Origin of the sequence: Nonomuraea sp. NPDC049269 (assembly GCF_043197155.1) — a bacterium.
Lineage (GTDB): Bacteria > Actinomycetota > Actinomycetes > Streptosporangiales > Streptosporangiaceae > Nonomuraea.
On record NZ_JBICSO010000002.1, the window covers coordinates 1,384,635 to 1,400,923 of the forward strand.

At 70.8% G+C, this 16,289-nt stretch carries 17 protein-coding genes; 10 read left to right on the forward strand and 7 right to left on the reverse strand.

Features of this window, described 5'->3' with window-relative positions:
* Positions 1–5 precede the first annotated feature (5 nt).
* The gene (locus tag ACGFNP_RS16670; RefSeq protein ID WP_358330581.1) at positions 6–1,487 is read left to right on the forward strand and encodes a class I adenylate-forming enzyme family protein; all 1,482 of its coding nucleotides are present in this window, start codon (positions 6–8) and stop codon (positions 1,485–1,487) included.
* Here ACGFNP_RS16670 and ACGFNP_RS16675 read toward each other — a convergent pair.
* From ACGFNP_RS16675 to ACGFNP_RS16695, 5 genes are read right to left on the reverse strand one after another with little or no spacing between them, the layout of a single operon-like run.
* On the reverse strand, positions 1,471–2,190 hold the full coding sequence (locus ACGFNP_RS16675; RefSeq protein WP_393319257.1) for an ABC transporter permease subunit: 720 nt from the start codon (positions 2,188–2,190) through the stop codon (positions 1,471–1,473). The genes ACGFNP_RS16670 and ACGFNP_RS16675 overlap by 17 nt on opposite strands.
* A complete protein-coding gene (locus ACGFNP_RS16680; protein WP_358330575.1) occupies positions 2,190–3,104 on the reverse strand; it encodes an ABC transporter ATP-binding protein in 915 nt (304 codons plus the stop codon). The genes ACGFNP_RS16675 and ACGFNP_RS16680 overlap by 1 nt, the downstream gene beginning before the upstream one ends.
* The gene (locus tag ACGFNP_RS16685; protein ID WP_358330572.1) at positions 3,101–3,961 is read right to left on the reverse strand and encodes an ABC transporter permease; all 861 of its coding nucleotides are present in this window, start codon (positions 3,959–3,961) and stop codon (positions 3,101–3,103) included. Before ACGFNP_RS16685 ends, ACGFNP_RS16680 begins: the two co-directional genes overlap by 4 nt.
* Positions 3,954–4,862 carry an ABC transporter ATP-binding protein gene (locus tag ACGFNP_RS16690; protein WP_393319260.1) on the reverse strand — a complete coding sequence of 303 codons (909 nt, stop codon included), beginning with the start codon at positions 4,860–4,862 and terminating at the stop codon, positions 3,954–3,956. Before ACGFNP_RS16690 ends, ACGFNP_RS16685 begins: the two co-directional genes overlap by 8 nt.
* Positions 4,863–4,902: 40 nt before the next feature.
* Positions 4,903–5,829 (reverse strand): DUF389 domain-containing protein, encoded by a 927-nt coding sequence (locus tag ACGFNP_RS16695; RefSeq protein WP_358330567.1) that lies wholly within the window; start codon positions 5,827–5,829, stop codon positions 4,903–4,905.
* Between the two features lie 63 nt (positions 5,830–5,892).
* On the opposite strand from ACGFNP_RS16695, the gene ACGFNP_RS16700 reads away from it, so the two are divergent.
* Complete coding sequence (locus ACGFNP_RS16700; RefSeq protein ID WP_219531460.1) at positions 5,893–6,030, forward strand: hypothetical protein; 138 nt, start codon at positions 5,893–5,895, stop codon at positions 6,028–6,030.
* Here ACGFNP_RS16700 and coaA read toward each other — a convergent pair.
* The gene (gene coaA, locus ACGFNP_RS16705; protein ID WP_358330564.1) at positions 6,002–6,919 is read right to left on the reverse strand and encodes a type I pantothenate kinase; all 918 of its coding nucleotides are present in this window, start codon (positions 6,917–6,919) and stop codon (positions 6,002–6,004) included. The two genes, ACGFNP_RS16700 and coaA, sit on opposite strands and share 29 nt — an antisense overlap.
* A gap of 198 nt (positions 6,920–7,117) precedes the next feature.
* Here coaA and ACGFNP_RS16710 point away from each other — a divergent pair, with 198 nt between their 5' ends.
* The gene (locus tag ACGFNP_RS16710; RefSeq protein WP_358330560.1) at positions 7,118–8,536 is read left to right on the forward strand and encodes an alkaline phosphatase PhoX; all 1,419 of its coding nucleotides are present in this window, start codon (positions 7,118–7,120) and stop codon (positions 8,534–8,536) included.
* Here the strand turns inward: ACGFNP_RS16710 and ACGFNP_RS16715 are convergent.
* Positions 8,533–9,663, reverse strand: coding sequence for an aminotransferase class V-fold PLP-dependent enzyme (locus ACGFNP_RS16715; protein ID WP_393319265.1), 1,131 nt, complete (start codon positions 9,661–9,663; stop codon positions 8,533–8,535). The genes ACGFNP_RS16710 and ACGFNP_RS16715 overlap by 4 nt on opposite strands.
* A gap of 91 nt (positions 9,664–9,754) precedes the next feature.
* Here ACGFNP_RS16715 and ACGFNP_RS16720 point away from each other — a divergent pair, with 91 nt between their 5' ends.
* The 7 genes from ACGFNP_RS16720 to tsaE all read left to right on the forward strand — a co-directional run bounded on the left by ACGFNP_RS16720 (position 9,755) and on the right by tsaE (position 16,286).
* The gene (locus tag ACGFNP_RS16720) at positions 9,755–11,146 is read left to right on the forward strand and encodes a PLP-dependent aminotransferase family protein (RefSeq protein ID WP_393319268.1); all 1,392 of its coding nucleotides are present in this window, start codon (positions 9,755–9,757) and stop codon (positions 11,144–11,146) included.
* 32 nt (positions 11,147–11,178) lie between these two features.
* Positions 11,179–11,718: a hypothetical protein gene (locus ACGFNP_RS16725; RefSeq protein ID WP_393319271.1), complete on the forward strand. Its 540-nt coding sequence runs from the start codon at positions 11,179–11,181 to the stop codon at positions 11,716–11,718.
* Between the two features lie 22 nt (positions 11,719–11,740).
* Positions 11,741–12,091, forward strand: coding sequence for a holo-ACP synthase (locus ACGFNP_RS16730; RefSeq protein ID WP_358330550.1), 351 nt, complete (start codon positions 11,741–11,743; stop codon positions 12,089–12,091).
* A gap of 9 nt (positions 12,092–12,100) precedes the next feature.
* The gene (locus tag ACGFNP_RS16735; protein ID WP_393319274.1) at positions 12,101–13,561 is read left to right on the forward strand and encodes an NAD(P)H-hydrate dehydratase; all 1,461 of its coding nucleotides are present in this window, start codon (positions 12,101–12,103) and stop codon (positions 13,559–13,561) included.
* A gap of 72 nt (positions 13,562–13,633) precedes the next feature.
* Positions 13,634–14,776, forward strand: a complete 1,143-nt coding sequence (gene alr, locus ACGFNP_RS16740) for an alanine racemase (protein ID WP_393319276.1) — start codon at positions 13,634–13,636, stop codon at positions 14,774–14,776.
* Positions 14,773–15,822, forward strand: coding sequence for an alpha/beta hydrolase (locus ACGFNP_RS16745; protein WP_358330544.1), 1,050 nt, complete (start codon positions 14,773–14,775; stop codon positions 15,820–15,822). The genes alr and ACGFNP_RS16745 overlap by 4 nt, the downstream gene beginning before the upstream one ends.
* Positions 15,822–16,286, forward strand: coding sequence for a tRNA (adenosine(37)-N6)-threonylcarbamoyltransferase complex ATPase subunit type 1 TsaE (gene tsaE / locus ACGFNP_RS16750; protein ID WP_393319280.1), 465 nt, complete (start codon positions 15,822–15,824; stop codon positions 16,284–16,286). Before ACGFNP_RS16745 ends, tsaE begins: the two co-directional genes overlap by 1 nt.
* Positions 16,287–16,289 lie beyond the last annotated feature (3 nt).

Sequence of the window (16,289 nt, forward strand, 5' to 3'; positions counted from 1 at the left end):
GTGGGATGGGGAGCGATCTGCTGGCTCAGGTGTTCGCCGCCTGTGAGCGTACGCCGGGGGCGACGGCGATCGTGGGGGCGCGGGGGCGGGAGCTGACGTTCGGCGGGCTGCGCGAGCGGGCGCTGCGCATCCGCGACCGGCTGGTGGCCGAGGGGCTCGCGCGCGGGGACGGCGTGCTCTACGCCGTCGAGCCGTCGCCGGACGCGATCGCCGTGGCGCTGGGCGTGGTCGCCGCAGGTGGGGTGCTGGTGCTCGCCGATCCCGGTCTCGCGCCGGAGATCCTCCAGGCCCGGCTCCGGCTGGCCCGGCCGGGCTGGGTGGTGGCGGGGTCGCTGCTGTACGCCGTCACGTCGTTCGCGCCGCTGCGCGCCCTGGCCAGGCGCCGGGGCGTGCTCCTGCCCGACCTCCGCGATCCGCTGCCGGAGTTGGAGCTGCGTCACGCCTACACCGGTCGCCGGCTGCCCGGCGTGCCCAGGGACGCCGTACGCTTACGCGGCCTGAACGGACCGCTGACCGGTACCGTCACCGGCGACGTGGACGATCCGGCGGCGGTGATCTTCACCTCCGGCACCACCGCGCACCCCAGGGCCGTCGTGCACACCCGCGCGTCCCTCGCCGCCGGGCTGGAGATCTTCAGGGACCGCTTCCCCGTCGAACCCGGCGACGTCGTCCACACCGACGGCCTGATGCTGGGCCTGCCCGCGCTCATCGGCGGCGCCACCTGGTCGATGCCCGGCCAGGACAAGTTGATCTTCGAGCGCCGGGTGACCCACCTGTACTGCGTGCCCGTCGAGCTGGCCGCCCTCGTCGAGCGGGTGGAACGGCTGCCGGAGAGCCTGCGCCACCTGCTGCTCGGCTCGGCTCCCGCGCCGCCGGCCGTACTGCGGAAGGCGATCGCCGCCGCGCCGGGCGCGGAGGTGCTGAGCATCTACGCGATGACGGAGGCGCTGCCCATCGCACTGGCGAGCGCGGCGGAGAAGCTGGCCTGCGCGGAGGGAGACCTGCTCGGCGCGCCGCTGCCGGGCGTCGGCGTGCGGTTCACCGAGGACCAGGAGCTGATCGTCAGCGGCCCGCACCTGGCGCGCGGCTACCTGGGCGAGCCGCCGCACGACGAGGTGGCCACCGGCGACCTGGTACGTCTGGACGGGCAGGGCCGCCTCGTGCTGCTCGGCCGGAAGAAGGACATGATCCTTCGCGACGGGTTCAACATCTACCCGAGCCTGTACGAACCGGCCATCGCGGCGCTGCCCGGCGTGGCCGACGCCGCTATCGTCGGCCTGGCCGATCCGGTCACCGGCGACGAGGAGGTCGTGCTGGCGCTGGTGCCGGGCGACGGCTTCCAGGAGGCGGCCGTACGCGCCCGGCTGCCCGCGCTGGTCGACGTGGGCGCGCTGCCCGACCGGATCGCGGTGCTCGCGGACTTCCCGCGATCCAGCAGGCGCAAGCTCGACCGGGCGGCGCTGCGTGCGGCTATTCGTCGTCCGTGAGGGCGAAGACGCGCAGCCGCTGTCCCGCCCAGAGCACCGCGCCCAGCGTCACGATGATCAGCGCCGGCACGGCGAAGCCGAGCGTCACGTTGGTCTTCAGGAACGGGTTGTCGGAGATCTGGTCGGCGATCGTGTTGGCCCACTGCTGGATGGAGAACTTCTGCGCCCCCGGTACGAACGAGCCGACCAGCGTCTCCCACAGCAGCGCGTAGATGATCCCGATCGTGACCGCGTGCCGGGTGATGATGCCGAGCAGCAGGAACACCGCGGCGTAGGCGATGCCCGCGACCAGCGCGCCGAGTGCGAAGCCGACCGCGAGGTCGTCTTCGTTGCCCACCAGCAGCCAGGCCGCGAAGTACGTCGGGACCGCCGCGAACACCGCCAGCAGCGAGGCGCCCACCAGGAACTTCGTCTGCGCGATGACCGGCCGGGAGATCGGCTTGGACATCAGGTGGATGATCGTGCCGTCGTCGATCTCCGGGGCGATCACCCCGGTCCCCGCGATGAGGCCGAGCAGCGGGAGCATCGTGCCGATGGCGAACTTCTCCATCAGCAGTTCGGCCGAGTGCGGGTCGTTGGCGCCGCCGAACAGGCGCAGCATGACCGCCAGGGCGATCAGCGCCAACGGCAGCAGAAGCAGCAGGACAATCCGGCGCCTGCCTAGCAGCGCCCGGTAGGTGATCCCTGCAACGACCGTGTTCATCAGGTACTCCTGTTGATCAGGTAGGCGAACACGCTCTCCAGGTCCTCGTCGGCGGGGGAGACCTGGTGCAGGTGGATGCCTTCGGTGCGGGCGACGCGTGGCAGCAGTCGCGCGAAGCGCCGGAACTCGGTCGCCTGGACTTCCAGCCCGTCGGGGCCGAGTGCCACGCCGCCCGCCGAGCTGTCGAGCATCAGGGCGGCCGCGAGCTTCCGGTCGTCACTCGACCGGATCCTGAACAGGTGCGGCCGGTCGGTCATCAGCCGGCGGATCTCGCGGAAGTTGCCCGAGGCGGCGTGCCTGCCCGCGACCAGTACCTCGATCTGCTGGGCGACCCGCTCGACCTCTTCCAGGATGTGCGAGCTGAACAGGATCGTCTTGCCCGCCGTGCCCATCGCGCGGATCAGGTCCATCAGGTGCATCCGCTGGCGCGGGTCCATGCCGTTGAACGGCTCGTCGAGCAGCAGCACCGGCGGGTCGTGGACGAGCGCGGCGGCGACCTTCACCCGCTGGCGCATGCCCTTGGAGTAGGTCTCGACGCGGCGGTCCTTGGGCTCCTCCATCTCGACCGTGGCCAGCGCCTTGCGGGCGGCCTCGACCGGATCGGCCAGGCCGTGCAGCCTGGCGGCGGACAGAACGAACTGCCAGCCGGTGAGGAACCCGTAGACACCCTCCCGTTCAGGGACCAGGCCGATGTTCCGGTAGATGTGGTGATTTTTCCAGATCTGGGTGCCGTCCATCGTCACCGTGCCGCCCGAGGGGGCCAGGAACCCGGCCATCATGTGCAGCAGCGTCGACTTGCCCGCGCCGTTGGGACCGAGCAGGCCGGTGACGCCGGGACCGATCGTCATCGTGACGTCGTTGACCGCCACCACGTTGCCGTACCAGCGCGAGACCTGTGCGAGTTCGATGTTCATCGGGCGGCCGCCTTCCGGTAGCGCGCCGCGAGCGCCCCCAGTCCGATCGCGATGAGCACGACCACGATGATCGCCGGGGCGGGCCCCGGCGGGTAGCCGCTGCCGTCCAGCGCGTTGGACGTGGTGTTGAACAGCCACACCTGTACGGCGTCGACCAGCCAGAACGGGTGGATCAGCCAGGCCCAGGCGGCAGCCGACCGGTAGCCCGACGAATCCAGCGCGGCGAACATGATCGGGGTGGAGGCCGAGGTCAGCAGGTAGACGGCGATGATGGAGGCGACGCCGAGCCCGCGCCTGGGCGTCAGCGAGGCGATGGCCAGGCCGAACGACGACAGCAGGATCGACAGCAGCAGTGCCATGGCCATGGCCCCGAGGTATTCCTTGGTCTGCGGCGGCCCGTCGAGGTCGATGAGCAGCTCGCCGACGTAGATCAGCGTCAGCGGCACGGCGATCAGCAGGAACAACGCCACGGTCATGGCGGTGACCTTGGCGGTCACGTACTCGGTGATCGTGACCGGACGTGACAGATACAGGGGCAGTACCCGGTGGCGCAGGTCGGGCGCGACCACCGTCGGGGCCTGCGAGGCCAGGAAGATCGCCAGGACCGTCTGCATGTAGACCGCGAAGCCGGTGTAGCTCATGCCGTGCTGCTTCAGCAGGGCCATCATCGCGATCGACACGATCGCGGGCAGCAGCATGATGAAGGCCAGGGCGAATGGCATGATCTTGCTGCGTGCCGTACGGCCGAGGCCGAAGACGCCGCGCAGGCTGTGGACGGTCAGGGCGCGCGTCGAGTAGCCGCGGCCGAGTCGCGGACCGTCGTAATGGCGGTAACCGATGTCATAGATCTCAGACATTCGCCGCCTCCTCCCTGAAGACGTCCTCGATGCGGTGGCGGCCCTGTTCCAGCCGGATCAGGCAGAGGTCGAGATCGACGGTCGCGTCGCGGATCGCGTCGAACGTCTCCGGACCCGTCACCTCGACCACCAGCAGGCGGCCGTGCTGGGTGGCGGTGTGGCCGAGCTCGGACAGCCGCTCGGCGAGCGGCTGCGTGCCCTCCTCGACCTCGACCGTGACGGTCTGCGTGGCCTGGGTGAACTCGGCGATCGCGGACGAGCGCAGCAGCCGGCCCGCGTCGATGACGATCACGTGGTCGCAGATCCGCTCCAGCTCGCCGAGCAGGTGCGAGGTGACGAGCACGCTGATGCCGAAGTCGGTGCCGATGCGCCTGATCAGCGACAGCATCTCGTCGCGGCCACGCGGATCGAGCCCGTTGGTCGGCTCGTCGAGGAAGATCAGCTTGGGGTCGTGCACGAGCGCCTGGGCCAGCTTGACGCGCTGCTTCATGCCGGTGGAGTAGCCGCCGATGGCGCGGTAGCGCTCCTCGGCCAGTCCCACGTGGCGCAGCACGTCGGCGGCGCGCTCTCGGGCGGCCGTGCGCGGCAGCCCGGACATCTGGGCGAGGTGGACGACCAGTTCGGTGGCGGACACGTCAGGGGGGAGACAGTCGTGCTCGGGCATGTAACCGACGAACCTGCGGATCTCGGCGCCCTGCGTGGTCACGTCGAGATCGAGCACGCGCGCGCCGCCCCCGGTCGGTGGCAGTAAGCCCAGCAGGATCTTGATCAGCGTCGACTTGCCCGCGCCGTTCGCCCCGACCAGGCCGGTGACGCCGGACCCGACGTTGACCGTCAGCTGGTCGAGTGCCGTGACGGTCGGGAAGCGTTTGGTCAGCCCCTCGGTAGCGAGGATGTGCATGATCTGGACCCTACTGGCCGGGGGTGGGGTGTGGCCTCGTTCACACGGATGAACGATGTCCTACTTGAGGCCAGAATTTCCGCTGGACCGCGAGGGTGACGGTGCCCGCGATGAGCATGCCGACGATGTTCAGCGCGAGCTGCGCGACCGACCCCGCGACCTCGTCCCAGTCACTGAGCGCCAGCGCCACGGCCACGTAGCCGGCGGCGGGGACCGTGGTGACCGAGATGAAGACGCCGATCAGGGCAGACGACTTGCCGGCCGTGATCGACAGCACCCCGGCCGCGCCCGCCAGCAGCGCCACGATGAACGACCAGCGGTCGGGCTTGACGATGAACTGGACCTCCTCGTTGACCCGCAGATTGGACAGGTCGATCCAGCCCATCCAGCGCGAGACCAGCGCGCAGGCGAACGTGATCGCGATCGCCACCGCGAACCCGATGACCAGGGTCTTGGCCGAGGTGATGATCAGATGGCCGCGGAAGCGGAGCAGGCCGAAGCAGATGGCCGCGATCGCGCCGAACTCGGGGCCGAGCACCATCGCGCCGACGATCAGGATGGGGGAGTTCTGCAGGACGCCGATGCCCGCGAGCTGCGTGGCGATCGCGAGGAAGGCCAGGTACGCCCATGTGATGCGCGACTCGGCCTGCACCTTGTGGGCGAGCTCCTCCCAGACGACCGCGTCGTCGGGGTCGCCGGGAGCCTCCTCGACGGCGTCCGCGGCCACCTTGGACAGGGCCAGGTGGATCTGCTCGACGGCGATGGACCCCTCGTCCTGCACCCACTTGAGCCTGCTGATCACCTCGTTGGCCGCCTCGCGGGCGACGTCGCAGAGGATCAGATCGCCGGCCGGCTCGCGGGCCGCGCCGGGCAGCACGGCGACGTTGGTGACGCCCGTGCACTCGTCGAGCACGGTCGTCACCTCGCCGGTACGGGCGGACGGGCAGATCAATCGCAGATGTAGCACCGGGTCATTCTTGTCGATCGGATGTTGATGATGTGTTGACAGTGGTACGCGAGGGTTTTTCGCATGAGGGAGACGTTCAGGTGCCACGACGAGGGCGAGGACTGCTGGTTCGCCGACATCGACGATCAGGGGTGCGCGGGCAGGTTCGCCGCCTACCTGTTCGAGGAGGCGTTCAGGTTCGGCGAAGCCGTACCCGCCTGACGGAGTGGTCGGCGCCTTTCTGCATGACCAGGCTGGCGCGGCCGCGCGTGGGGGCGATGTTCTCGACCAGGTTGCGCTCGTTGATGTCGCGCCAGACGTTGACCGCGAACTCCGTCGCCTCCTCGTCGGACAGGTCGGCGATGTACTTGAAGTACGACTGGGGGTCTTCGAAGGCGGTGCGGCGGAGCTTGTGGAAGCGGTCGACGTACCAGGCCCGGATGTCCTCCACCTTGGCGTCGACGTAGATCGAGAAGTCGAAGTAGTCGTTGACCGCGAGGGACGTGGGCGGGGCGGGCTGAAGCACGTTCAACCCCTCGATGATCAAGATATCCGGATTTTTCACCACTTGTTTTGCGCCAGGGACTATGTCGTATTCGAGGTGGCTGTAGACCGGGGCGTGCACCTCGGACTGCCCGGCCTTGACCTCGGCCACGAACCTGACCAGCGCCCTGCGGTCGTAGCTCTCCGGAAATCCCTTGCGGTGCATGATCCCCTTGGATTCCAGCACCGCGTTGGGGTAGAGGAAGCTGTCGGTGGTGAGCAGCTCCACGTGCGGGTGTTCCGGCCAGCGGGCCAGCAGTGTGTGCAGAAGCCGCGCCGTCGTCGATTTCCCGACCGCGACGCTGCCCGCGATGCCCAGGATGTACGGCACGCGCTGCCCCGGATGCTCGAGAAACGCGTTCAGCACGTTACTGCGTTGTTTGGACCCGGTGAAGTGGAGATTCAGCAGCCGGGTCAAGGGGAGGTAGATGTCGGTGACCTCGGTGAGGTCGATGGGATCGTCGACGCCACGCAGCTCTTCCAGCTCTGCCGCGGTGAGAGTCAAGGGCGTGTTCTTGCGGAGTTCGCTCCACTGCTCCCTGCTCAGTTCAACGTAGCCGTTGTTCACCTTGGCAGCGTAGCGACGACGTCCAAACGCGCTCTCGACGGGTGCCAATCTTTGTCCACAGCCTGTGGATAAAGACATGGGATTACTTCGTCGCAGTTCTGGGTATGGGCGGCGGCTCCCGCCTGGGATCTCGGTGAAACGGGGCATGCGGCGATTTGTCAGAGGCTACTGTTCGGATACCGAGCCCTGGGAGGCCTTGTGGATCGTCGTCGCTTTCTGACCAGAGCAGGTCTGGCCGCCGCGGCCGGCATCGCCGGGCCGTTCGCCGGAGTCGCCTGCGCGGGCGCCAGAGGCGGCGTCGCCCTGGCGACCGGGTACGGACCGCTGAAGGCGGTGCGCGACGCGCGTGATGGGAAGGTCCGGCTGCACCTGCCCGAGGGGTTCAAGTACCGCTCCTTCAGCCCGGCGGGCAGCAAATACTCCGACGGCTCCATCGTGCCGGGCAAGCACGACGGGATGGCCGCGTTCCGCGGCCCGCGCGACACCGCGATCCTGGTGCGCAACCACGAGGTCGCCGGGCCGGTCGGCGCGTTCGGGGACAAGGACAAGGCCTACGACCCGGCGGCCGGCGGCGGCACCTCGACCCTCCAGGTCACCCGTTACGGCGAGGTGCTCAAGAGCGCCCCGTCGCTGAACGGCACCATGATGAACTGCTCGGGCGGCCCCATGCCCTGGAACGCCTGGGTGAGCTGCGAGGAGACCGTCAACGGCCCCGACGTGGCCAACGACTTCAACGGCAACGACAACAGCAAGCTGACCCGCAAGCACGGCTACATCTTCGAGGTGCCGGTGTCGGGCACCTCCAACGCCAAGCCGATCAAGGCGGCCGGCCGGTTCGCGCACGAGTCGGCCGCGTTCGACCCGCAGGCCGGGGCCCTCTACCTGACCGAGGACTGCTTCGCGTTCGCCTCCGGCTTCTACCGCTACACGCCGCCGAAGCACCCGCTCAAGGCGGGGCGGCTGCTCGACGGCGGCCGGCTGCAGATGCTCGCGATCAAGGGCTCCCCGCACAAGGACCTGTCCAAGGGGCAGCGGGCCGGCGTCACGTACAACACGGTATGGGTGACCATCGACGACCCCGACCCCACCTTCACCGGCAAGCCGTCGAACGACGATGCCGTCCAGGCCGTCGGCAAGCAGGGCCGGGCCGAGGGCGCGGCGATCTTCTCCCGGCTCGAAGGGGCCATCTACCACCAGGGCGTCGTGTACTTCTGCTCCACCCAGGGCGGCGCCACCGCCGAGGGTGACACGCCGCCGTCCGGGTTCGGCAAGGGACGCGGGCAGGTGTGGGCGTACGAGACGTGGACCGGGCGGCTCAGGCTCGTGTACGAGTCGCCGCGCTCGTCCGTGCTGGACCTGCCCGACAACGTGACGGCCAGCCCCCGCGGCACGCTGGTGCTCTGCGAGGACGGCGACGGCGACAACTTCCTGCGCGGCCTCACCAAAAAGGGAGAGATCTTCGACTTCGCCCGCCTGGAGCCGGTGGAAGGAGACCCGGGCGCGGAGTTCGCGGGCTCCACCTTCGGCCCCGGCGGTCACACCCTGTACGTCAACATCCAGTCCAAAGAGGGCATGTCCTTCGCCATCTGGGGACCCTGGCAGCGGGGCTCGTTCTAGACGGCCAGCTCCGCGACCGCGGCGGCCACCTGGTCCACCTCCTCCTCGGTGTTGTAGTAGTGCGGTGACAGGCGCAGGCACCAGTCGACGTCCTTGTCGCCGAAGTCGAACTGCGCGAACTCCCGGAAGCTGAGCGCCGAGTTGATCCGCCGCGCGTCCATCGCCGCCTTGAACGGCTCCGGCTGCCAGCCCTCGATGGTGAAGGTGACGATGGCGCCCAGCTCGGAGCCCTGTTCGAGCACCCGTACCCCCGGAACGGCGTCGAGCAGGCCACGCAGCCGGGCGGCGAGCGCGGGCGAGCGGCGCGCGATGGCCTCGACGCCGATCCCGCGGGCGTAGCGGGCGGCGGCCGCGCAGCCCAGCACGGTCGCGTACGGGAACTCCCACTCCTCGAACCGCGAGGCCGACTCGGCGGGCTGGTAGCGGTCCGGCCCGGTCCAGCGCGCGCCGTGCATGTCGATGAACAGCGGCTCGTAGCCCGCCTTGAGTACCCGGTCCGACACGTACAGGAAGCCCGAGCCGCGCGGTCCGCGCAGGAACTTCCGGCAGGTGGCGGTGAGCAGGTCGCAGCCGATCTCGGCCACGTCGATGGGGCGCTGGCCGATCGACTGGCAGGCGTCGACCATGTACAGCAGGTCCAGTTCGCGGCAGTGGCGGCCGATCTCGGCGACCGGCTGGACCAGCCCGGAGTTGGTGGGGATGTGGGTGGCGCTCACCAGCCGGGGGCGGTGCACCCGCATGAGCCGGGCCATCGCCGCCACGTCCACGCCGCCCTCCGGCGCGTCCGGCGCGTGCACGACCCGCACGCCGAAGCGCTTGCGCAGGGACAGGAACGCGATCTGGTTGGAGATGAAGTCGTTGCGCGTGGTCAGGATGACGTCGCCGGCCTCGAACGGGATCGCGGACAGGGCCGTGGCGAAGGCGTGGGTGGCGCTACCGGCGAACGCGATGTTCTCCGGATGGCAGTTGATCAGGCCGGCGAGCTCCGCGTAGAACTCGCGGACCTGGCCGGCGCGGGCGGCCGCCGCCTCGTAGCCGCCGATCTGGGCTTCCAGTCGCAGGTGGTCGACCATCGTGGCCAGCACCGGAGCGGCCAGCAGCCCGCATCCGGCGTTGTTGAAGTGCACGACCTGCTTACACCCTGGAGTGTCGGCCCGCAGGGCCTCGACGTCGAGTAGCGGTTCAGAGCTGCTATTGAAAGCGCTATTATCCAGTTTCATGTCGGATAGTAGCAGTTCGGCGGAGCTGGCAGTGCGGCTGCGTGCCCTGCTGTCCGGGATGGCGCCGGGTGACCGCCTGCCCAGCAGCCGCGACCTGGTCCAGCGCTACCGGGTGGGCCCGGTGACCGTGTCGCAGGCCATCGCCGCGCTGGCCGCCGAAGGCGCGGTGATCACCCGGCCGGGCAGCGGCACGTTCGTGGCGCCGCGCGCCAGGAAGGGCGCCGCGGTCGCCGACACCGCCTGGCAGACGGTCGCGCTCACCGACCGGGCCGTGGACACTCGCTCACTGACCGACGCGCTCGGCCCGCCACCCGCCGGGACGATCATGCTGGACGGCGGCTACCTGCATCGATCGCTGCAGCCGACGCGGGCACTGACCGCGGCACTGGGCCGCGCGGCCCGCCGCCCCGACGCGTGGGACCGCGCGCCCGCGGCCGGCCTGGCGCCGTTGCGCGCCGTGTTCGCCACCATGGCGGGTGGCGGCGTCACCCCGGACGACGTGCTGATCACGGCGGGCGGGCAGAGTGCGCTGTCGATGGCGTTCCGCGCCATCGCCGGCCCCGGCAACCCGGTGCTGGTGGAGTCGCCCACCTACCCCGGAGCGATGGCCGCCGCCCGCGCGGCCGGGCTCAGCCCGGTGCCGGTGCCCATGGACGCCGACGGTCTGCGGCCCGATCTGCTGGCCGAGGCGTTCGAGCTGACCCGCGCGCGGGTGCTGTACTGCCAGCCGGCCCACCACAACCCGACCGGCGCGGTGCAGGCGCCCGAGCGGCGCCGTCAGGTGGTCGAGGTGGCCAGGGCGGCGGGTGCGTTCGTGATCGAGGACGACTTCGCCCGGCACCTCGGCCATGGTGGGCCCGTGCCGCCTCCGCTGGTGGCCGACGACCGTGACGGCACCGTCGTCTACCTGACCTCGCTCACCAAACCGGCCGCGCCGAGCCTGCGCATCGGGGCGCTGATCGCGCGCGGGCCCGTGATGGCGCGGCTGCGGGCGGTCCGCCTGGTCGACGACTTCTTCGTCACCCGGCCGCTTCAGGAGGCCGCACTGGAGCTGGTCAGCTCGCCGGCCTGGGAACGGCACCTGCGCACGCTGGCCACGGCCCTTCGGGAGCGGCGCGGGGAACTGGCCGCCGCCGTCGCGCGCGAACTGCCGGGCTGGACCATCGCGCGGGTGCCCGCCGGTGGGCTGCACCTGTGGGTCCGCCTGCCCGACGGGCTGAGCGACCCGGTGGTCGCCGGCGCCGCCCGGCAGCTCGGGGTCGCGGTCAGCGCGGGCAGCCGCTTCTTCGCCACCGAGGTGCCCGCCGCGTGGCTGCGCCTCGGATTCGCCGCCACGGCCGACGCCGCCGAACTGGCCGAGGGCGTACGGAGGCTGGCAGCCCTCTGTTGAAGGCGGCCAAGCGGTTGTTCATACTCCAAAGCATGCTGTACATCTTCGGTTTTGAGCGGATCGGCGTGGCCGTGAGCGATCTGTACTTCGTCGATCCGAACCCGGGCAAGGGTCAGGAGGGAGCCGAGCACGGCGTACGTCTCGAAGTACGGATGCTCGAACGAGGGCAGCTGAAAGGGTCCATCTATTCGGCGAGGCCCATCAACGTCGACCGGCCCATCTGGCGCGTCGACCTGCTGGAATCGGTCGACGGCCGTCCCGGCAGCTTCGACCGGACCCATCACCACCCGGCCTTCACCGAATGGAACCCGGGCCCACGCGTGTTCGACAAGGAGCTGTCGAGTGATCCCCTGACGTGGCTGGCGGGCAAGCTGGCGGATCTGGACGCCGTGCTGGAGAAGGCGGGGGTCGATCGCGACGAGTCGATCGCGGCGGACGTGGCCGCGCTGCGCGGGTGCGTTCCCGAGATCATCGACAGCGTCAGCCGCCTGCTCGCAAGGGTGGGTAAGGGCGAGCTCGGCACGCGGCCCGATGACGGGCCGGCCGACAGCGTCCGGGCCAGTTGGTTGTAGGCGGGCCCGTTAACCTGGGGGGATGATCCTGGGCATCGGCGTGGACGTCGTCGACATCGCGCGGTTCGAGTCGGCGCTGGAGCGCACGCCGGGGCTGCGCGAGCGGCTGTTCACCGAGGTCGAACGGCCGCTCGCGGTGCACTCGCTGGCGGCCAGGTTCGCCGCCAAAGAGGCCGTCGCCAAGGCGCTCGGCGCGCCGAGAGGGCTCGGGCACCTGGAGGCCGAGGTGCGCTGCGACGAGACCGGCAAGCCCGAGCTCCACGTCACCGGCAAGGCCGCCGAAGTCGCCTACGGCCTGGGCGTCAAGCGCTGGCACGTCTCGCTCAGCCATGACGCCGGTGTGGCGATGGCCTACGTGATCGCGGAAGGATAGCTTCGGATCATGCCTACCGCCTACACCGCCGACCAGATCAGGACCGCCGAGCGCGCGCTGATGGCGCGGCTGCCCGACGGCACGCTCATGGACCGCGCCGCCGCCGGCCTGGCCGCCGTCTGCGCCGGCCTGCTCGGCAAGGTGTACGGCACGCGCGTCCTGCTGCTCATCGGCAGCGGTGACAACGGCGGCGACGCCCTCTACGCCGGAGCCCGGCTGGCCGGACGCGGCGCCCGGGTCGAGGCCGTCCTGGCGGGCGCCAAGACCCACGAGGCCGGTCTGGAGGCGTTCCGCCGGGCGGGCGGCACCATCGCCGGCCCGGACGCCCTCGACCGGGCCGAGCTGATCGTCGACGGGCTGGTGGGCATCGGGGCGACCGGCGCGTTGCGGGAGCCGTACGCACGGTTGGCCGAGGCGGCCAACACCGCGCCCGGCCTGGTCGTCGCGGTGGACGTGCCCAGCGGCGTCGACGCGAGCACCGGTCAGGTGGCCGGGGCGGCCGTCGGGGCCCAGGTGACGGTGACCATGGGAGCCCGCAAGACCGGGCTGCTCGTCGATCCGGGTGCGAGCTACGTGGGCGAGCTGGAGCTGATCGACATCGGGCTCGACCCCTACCTGCCCGATCCCGACGTGGTGTCGCTCTCCCACCATGACGTCTACGGCCTGCTGAAGCACCCGATGGGCGAGTCCGACAAATACCGCAGGGGCGTCCTGGGTGTAGCGGCGGGCAGTGACCGCTACACGGGCGCCGCCGTGCTCGCCGTGGGCGGAGCGCTGCGCGCGGGCGCGGGGATGGTGCGTTACGTGGGGCCGGCGGAGCCGGTGACCCAGGTACGCGCCCGCTGGCCCGAGGCGGTCATCACCGAGCTGAGCGAGCCGTCGATCGACGAGGTCGGGCGGGTGCAGGCATGGGTGCTGGGACCGGGTCTCGGCACCGGTGACTGGGCGCACGAGCTGGCCGCCAGGGTGCTGGCCAGTGACGTGCCCGTCCTGATCGACGCCGACGCCCTGACCCTGGTCGCCGGGGACAGGGCGCTGCTCCGCCGTACCGCGCCGGTGCTGATCACGCCGCACGCGGGGGAGCTGTCGCGGCTGCTGGGGGCCGACCGCGCGGCGATCGAGGCGGGCCGGCTCGAACACGCCCGCCGGGCGGCGGCGGAGCTGGGCGTGACCGTGCTGCTCAAGGGCTCGACCACGGTCGTGGCCGCGCGGGACCTGCCGGTACGCGTCAACGGGACCGGCACCGCGTGGCTGGCCACCGGTGGCACGGGCGATGTGCTCTCCGGCGTGGCCGGCGCGCTGCTGGCGCAGGGGCTCGACTGCTTCGACGCGGGCTCGTGCGGGGCCTACCTGCACGGGCTGGCGGGGCGGATCGCGGCAGACGACGCCCCGCTGACCGCCGCCGACGTGGCCGAGGCGGTGCCGGCGGCGATCCGCATACTGCGGGGCGCATCGCGTTCTCCCAGGTGAGCCGGAGGGCGGTCGTCGCCCCAAGAGGGCGAATCGCGCTCGACCACGCGAGTGAGCTGCCAGACTGGAGGGATGACATCCCCGATGGCGACGCCCGCGGAGGCGCGGGTCGATCTGGCCGCGATCAGGCACAACGTGGCACTGCTCAAGGAGCGCGCGGGCGGCGCCGAAGTGCTGGGGGCCGTCAAGGCCGACGCCTACGGGCACGGGCTCGTCCCGACCTCCGAGGCCGTGCTGCAGGGCGGCGCGAGCAGGCTCGGCACCGCCTACATCCGTGAGGCGCTCGCGCTGCGGGCCGGTGGCATCACCGCGCCGCTGCTGTCCTGGATCATCACGCCGGGAGAGCCGCTCGACGAGGCGCTCGAAGCCGAGATCGAGCTGTCGGCGGCCGACGAGGGGCTGCTCGACGAGATCGCCGCCGCGGCGCGGCGCACCGGGCGGACCGCCCGGACGCACCTTGAGGCCGACACCGGCATGAGCAGGGGCGGTTCACCGCTCGCGGCCTGGCCGGGGCTGCTGGCCAGGGCGCTCGCCCTCCAGGCCGAGGGCGTCATCGAGATCGTCGGCCTGTGGTCGCACTTCGCCTGCGCGGACATGCCGGGGCACGGCTCGATCGACCGGCAGATCGAGGCCTTCGAGGCGGCGCTCAAGCAGGCCGAGCAGGCCGGCGCGGCCGGGTCCCACGTCATCAGGCACCTGGCCAACTCCGCCGCGATCCTGACGCTGCCGCGCACCCACTACGACATGGTCCGGCCCGGCATCGCGATGTACGGGCTCAGCCCGGTCCCCGAGCTGGGCGACTTCGGGCTGCGGCAGGCGATGACGCTGGTGGCGCGGATCGCGCTGGCCAAGCGGGTGCCGGAGAGCTCAGGAGTGTCCTACGGACACCTTTATGTCACGAGTTCCGAGACCACGCTTGGCCTGGTACCGCTCGGGTACGCCGACGGGATCCTCAGGCACGCGACGGGGCGGGCGGAGGTGCTGGCAGGCGGCCGCCGCAGGGCGATAGCCGGCCGGGTGTGCATGGACCAGTTCATGATCGACATGGGCGACGACCCGCTGGCCGCGGGGGACGAGGTCATCCTGTTCGGGCCAGGTGGGAGGGGTGAGCCGACCGCTCAGGAGTGGGCGGATAACCTCGGCACGATTACGCATGAGATCGTGACCAGGATCGGTTCGCGGGTGCCGCGGGTGTATAGGGGATCAGGGACATGACGACGACAACACGGCGGAAGGTCGGGATCGCCGGCGCGATCGTCGGTGCCGCTTCGGCCGGTGTGGCCGCCGCGGCACTGGCCAAACGCTACGCGGTGGGCCGCATGAGGCTGCGCCCCGACGCCGAGGCCAGCGAGCGGTTCGGCGAGCTGCGCGGCCGGGACCGCACGCTCATCACCTCCGACAGCACGGCCCTGCACGTCGAGCTCGACGGGCCCGAGGACGCGCCGCTGACCATCGTGTTCTGCCACGGCTACTGCCTGAGCCTGGAGTCGTGGCACTACCAGCGCCGTGACCTGCGCGACAACTACCGCATGGTGCTGTGGGACCAGCGCTCCCACGGCCGCTCCCAGCGCGCGAGCGCCGAGGACAGCACGATCGACCGGCTGGGCGACGACCTGGCCGAGGTGATCGACCGTTTCGTACCCGGCCCGTGCGTGCTGGTCGGCCACTCCATGGGCGGCATGACGATCATGGCGCTGGCCGACCGCCACCCCGAGCTGTTCGGTGACAAGATCCGCGCGGTGTCGCTCATCGCCACCTCGGCGGGCAAGCTGGCCGAGCTCACGCTGGGCCTGCCCGCGCTGCTGTCCAAGGTCGTGCACAAGATCGCTCCGCCGACGATCTCGATGCTGGGCAAGCGGGGCTCGTTCGTCGACAAGACCCGCCACGCGGGCAGCGACATCGCGTTCCTGATGACCCGTCTCATGGGCTTCGGCGACTCCAAGAACGTCAGCCCCACCCTGGTCGACTTCGCCGAGACGATGATCAGGGCGACGCCGACCGAGGTGTTCGCCGACTTCTACCCGGCGCTGATGAACCACGACAAGCTGGCCGCCCTGCACGTCCTCGACCCGGTGCCGACCGCGATCCTGGTCGGCGACAAGGACTGGCTGACGCCGCCCGAGCACAGCAAGGCGATCGCCGCCGCGCTGCCCGAGGCCCAGCTCACCGAGGTGCCGGACACGTCGCACCTGATCCAGCTGGAGCGCCCGGGCGTGGTCAACGACGCGCTGCGCGACCTGATCAAGCGAGTGGAGCTGTAGTGGCGGAGAGGCTCCCGACCGCCGAGGACATGCGCGCCTACGGCGCCCGCCTGGCCGGCCTGCTGGGCCCCGGCGACCTGGTCATCCTGTCCGGCCCCCTCGGCGCGGGCAAGACCACGCTCGTGCAGGGCATCGCCGAAGGGCTCAAGGTACGCGGCCCGATCACCTCGCCCACGTTCGTGATCGCCAGGGTGCACCCGTCGCTCCGGCAGGGCCCGCCACTCGTCCATGCCGACGCCTACCGGCTGGGCGGTGACCTGGAGGTCGACGACCTCGACCTCGACGCCTCGCTCGACGAGTCGGTGACGGTCGTGGAGTGGGGCGAGGGACTCGTCGAGGGGCTGTCCGACGACCGGCTGGAGATCCACATCGACCGTGAGAGTGGCGACGACGCCCGCATCGTGACGCTGCGCGGCGTCGGCGCCCGGTGGGCCGACACGCCGTCCGAACCTGCGGAAAAGTAAAAT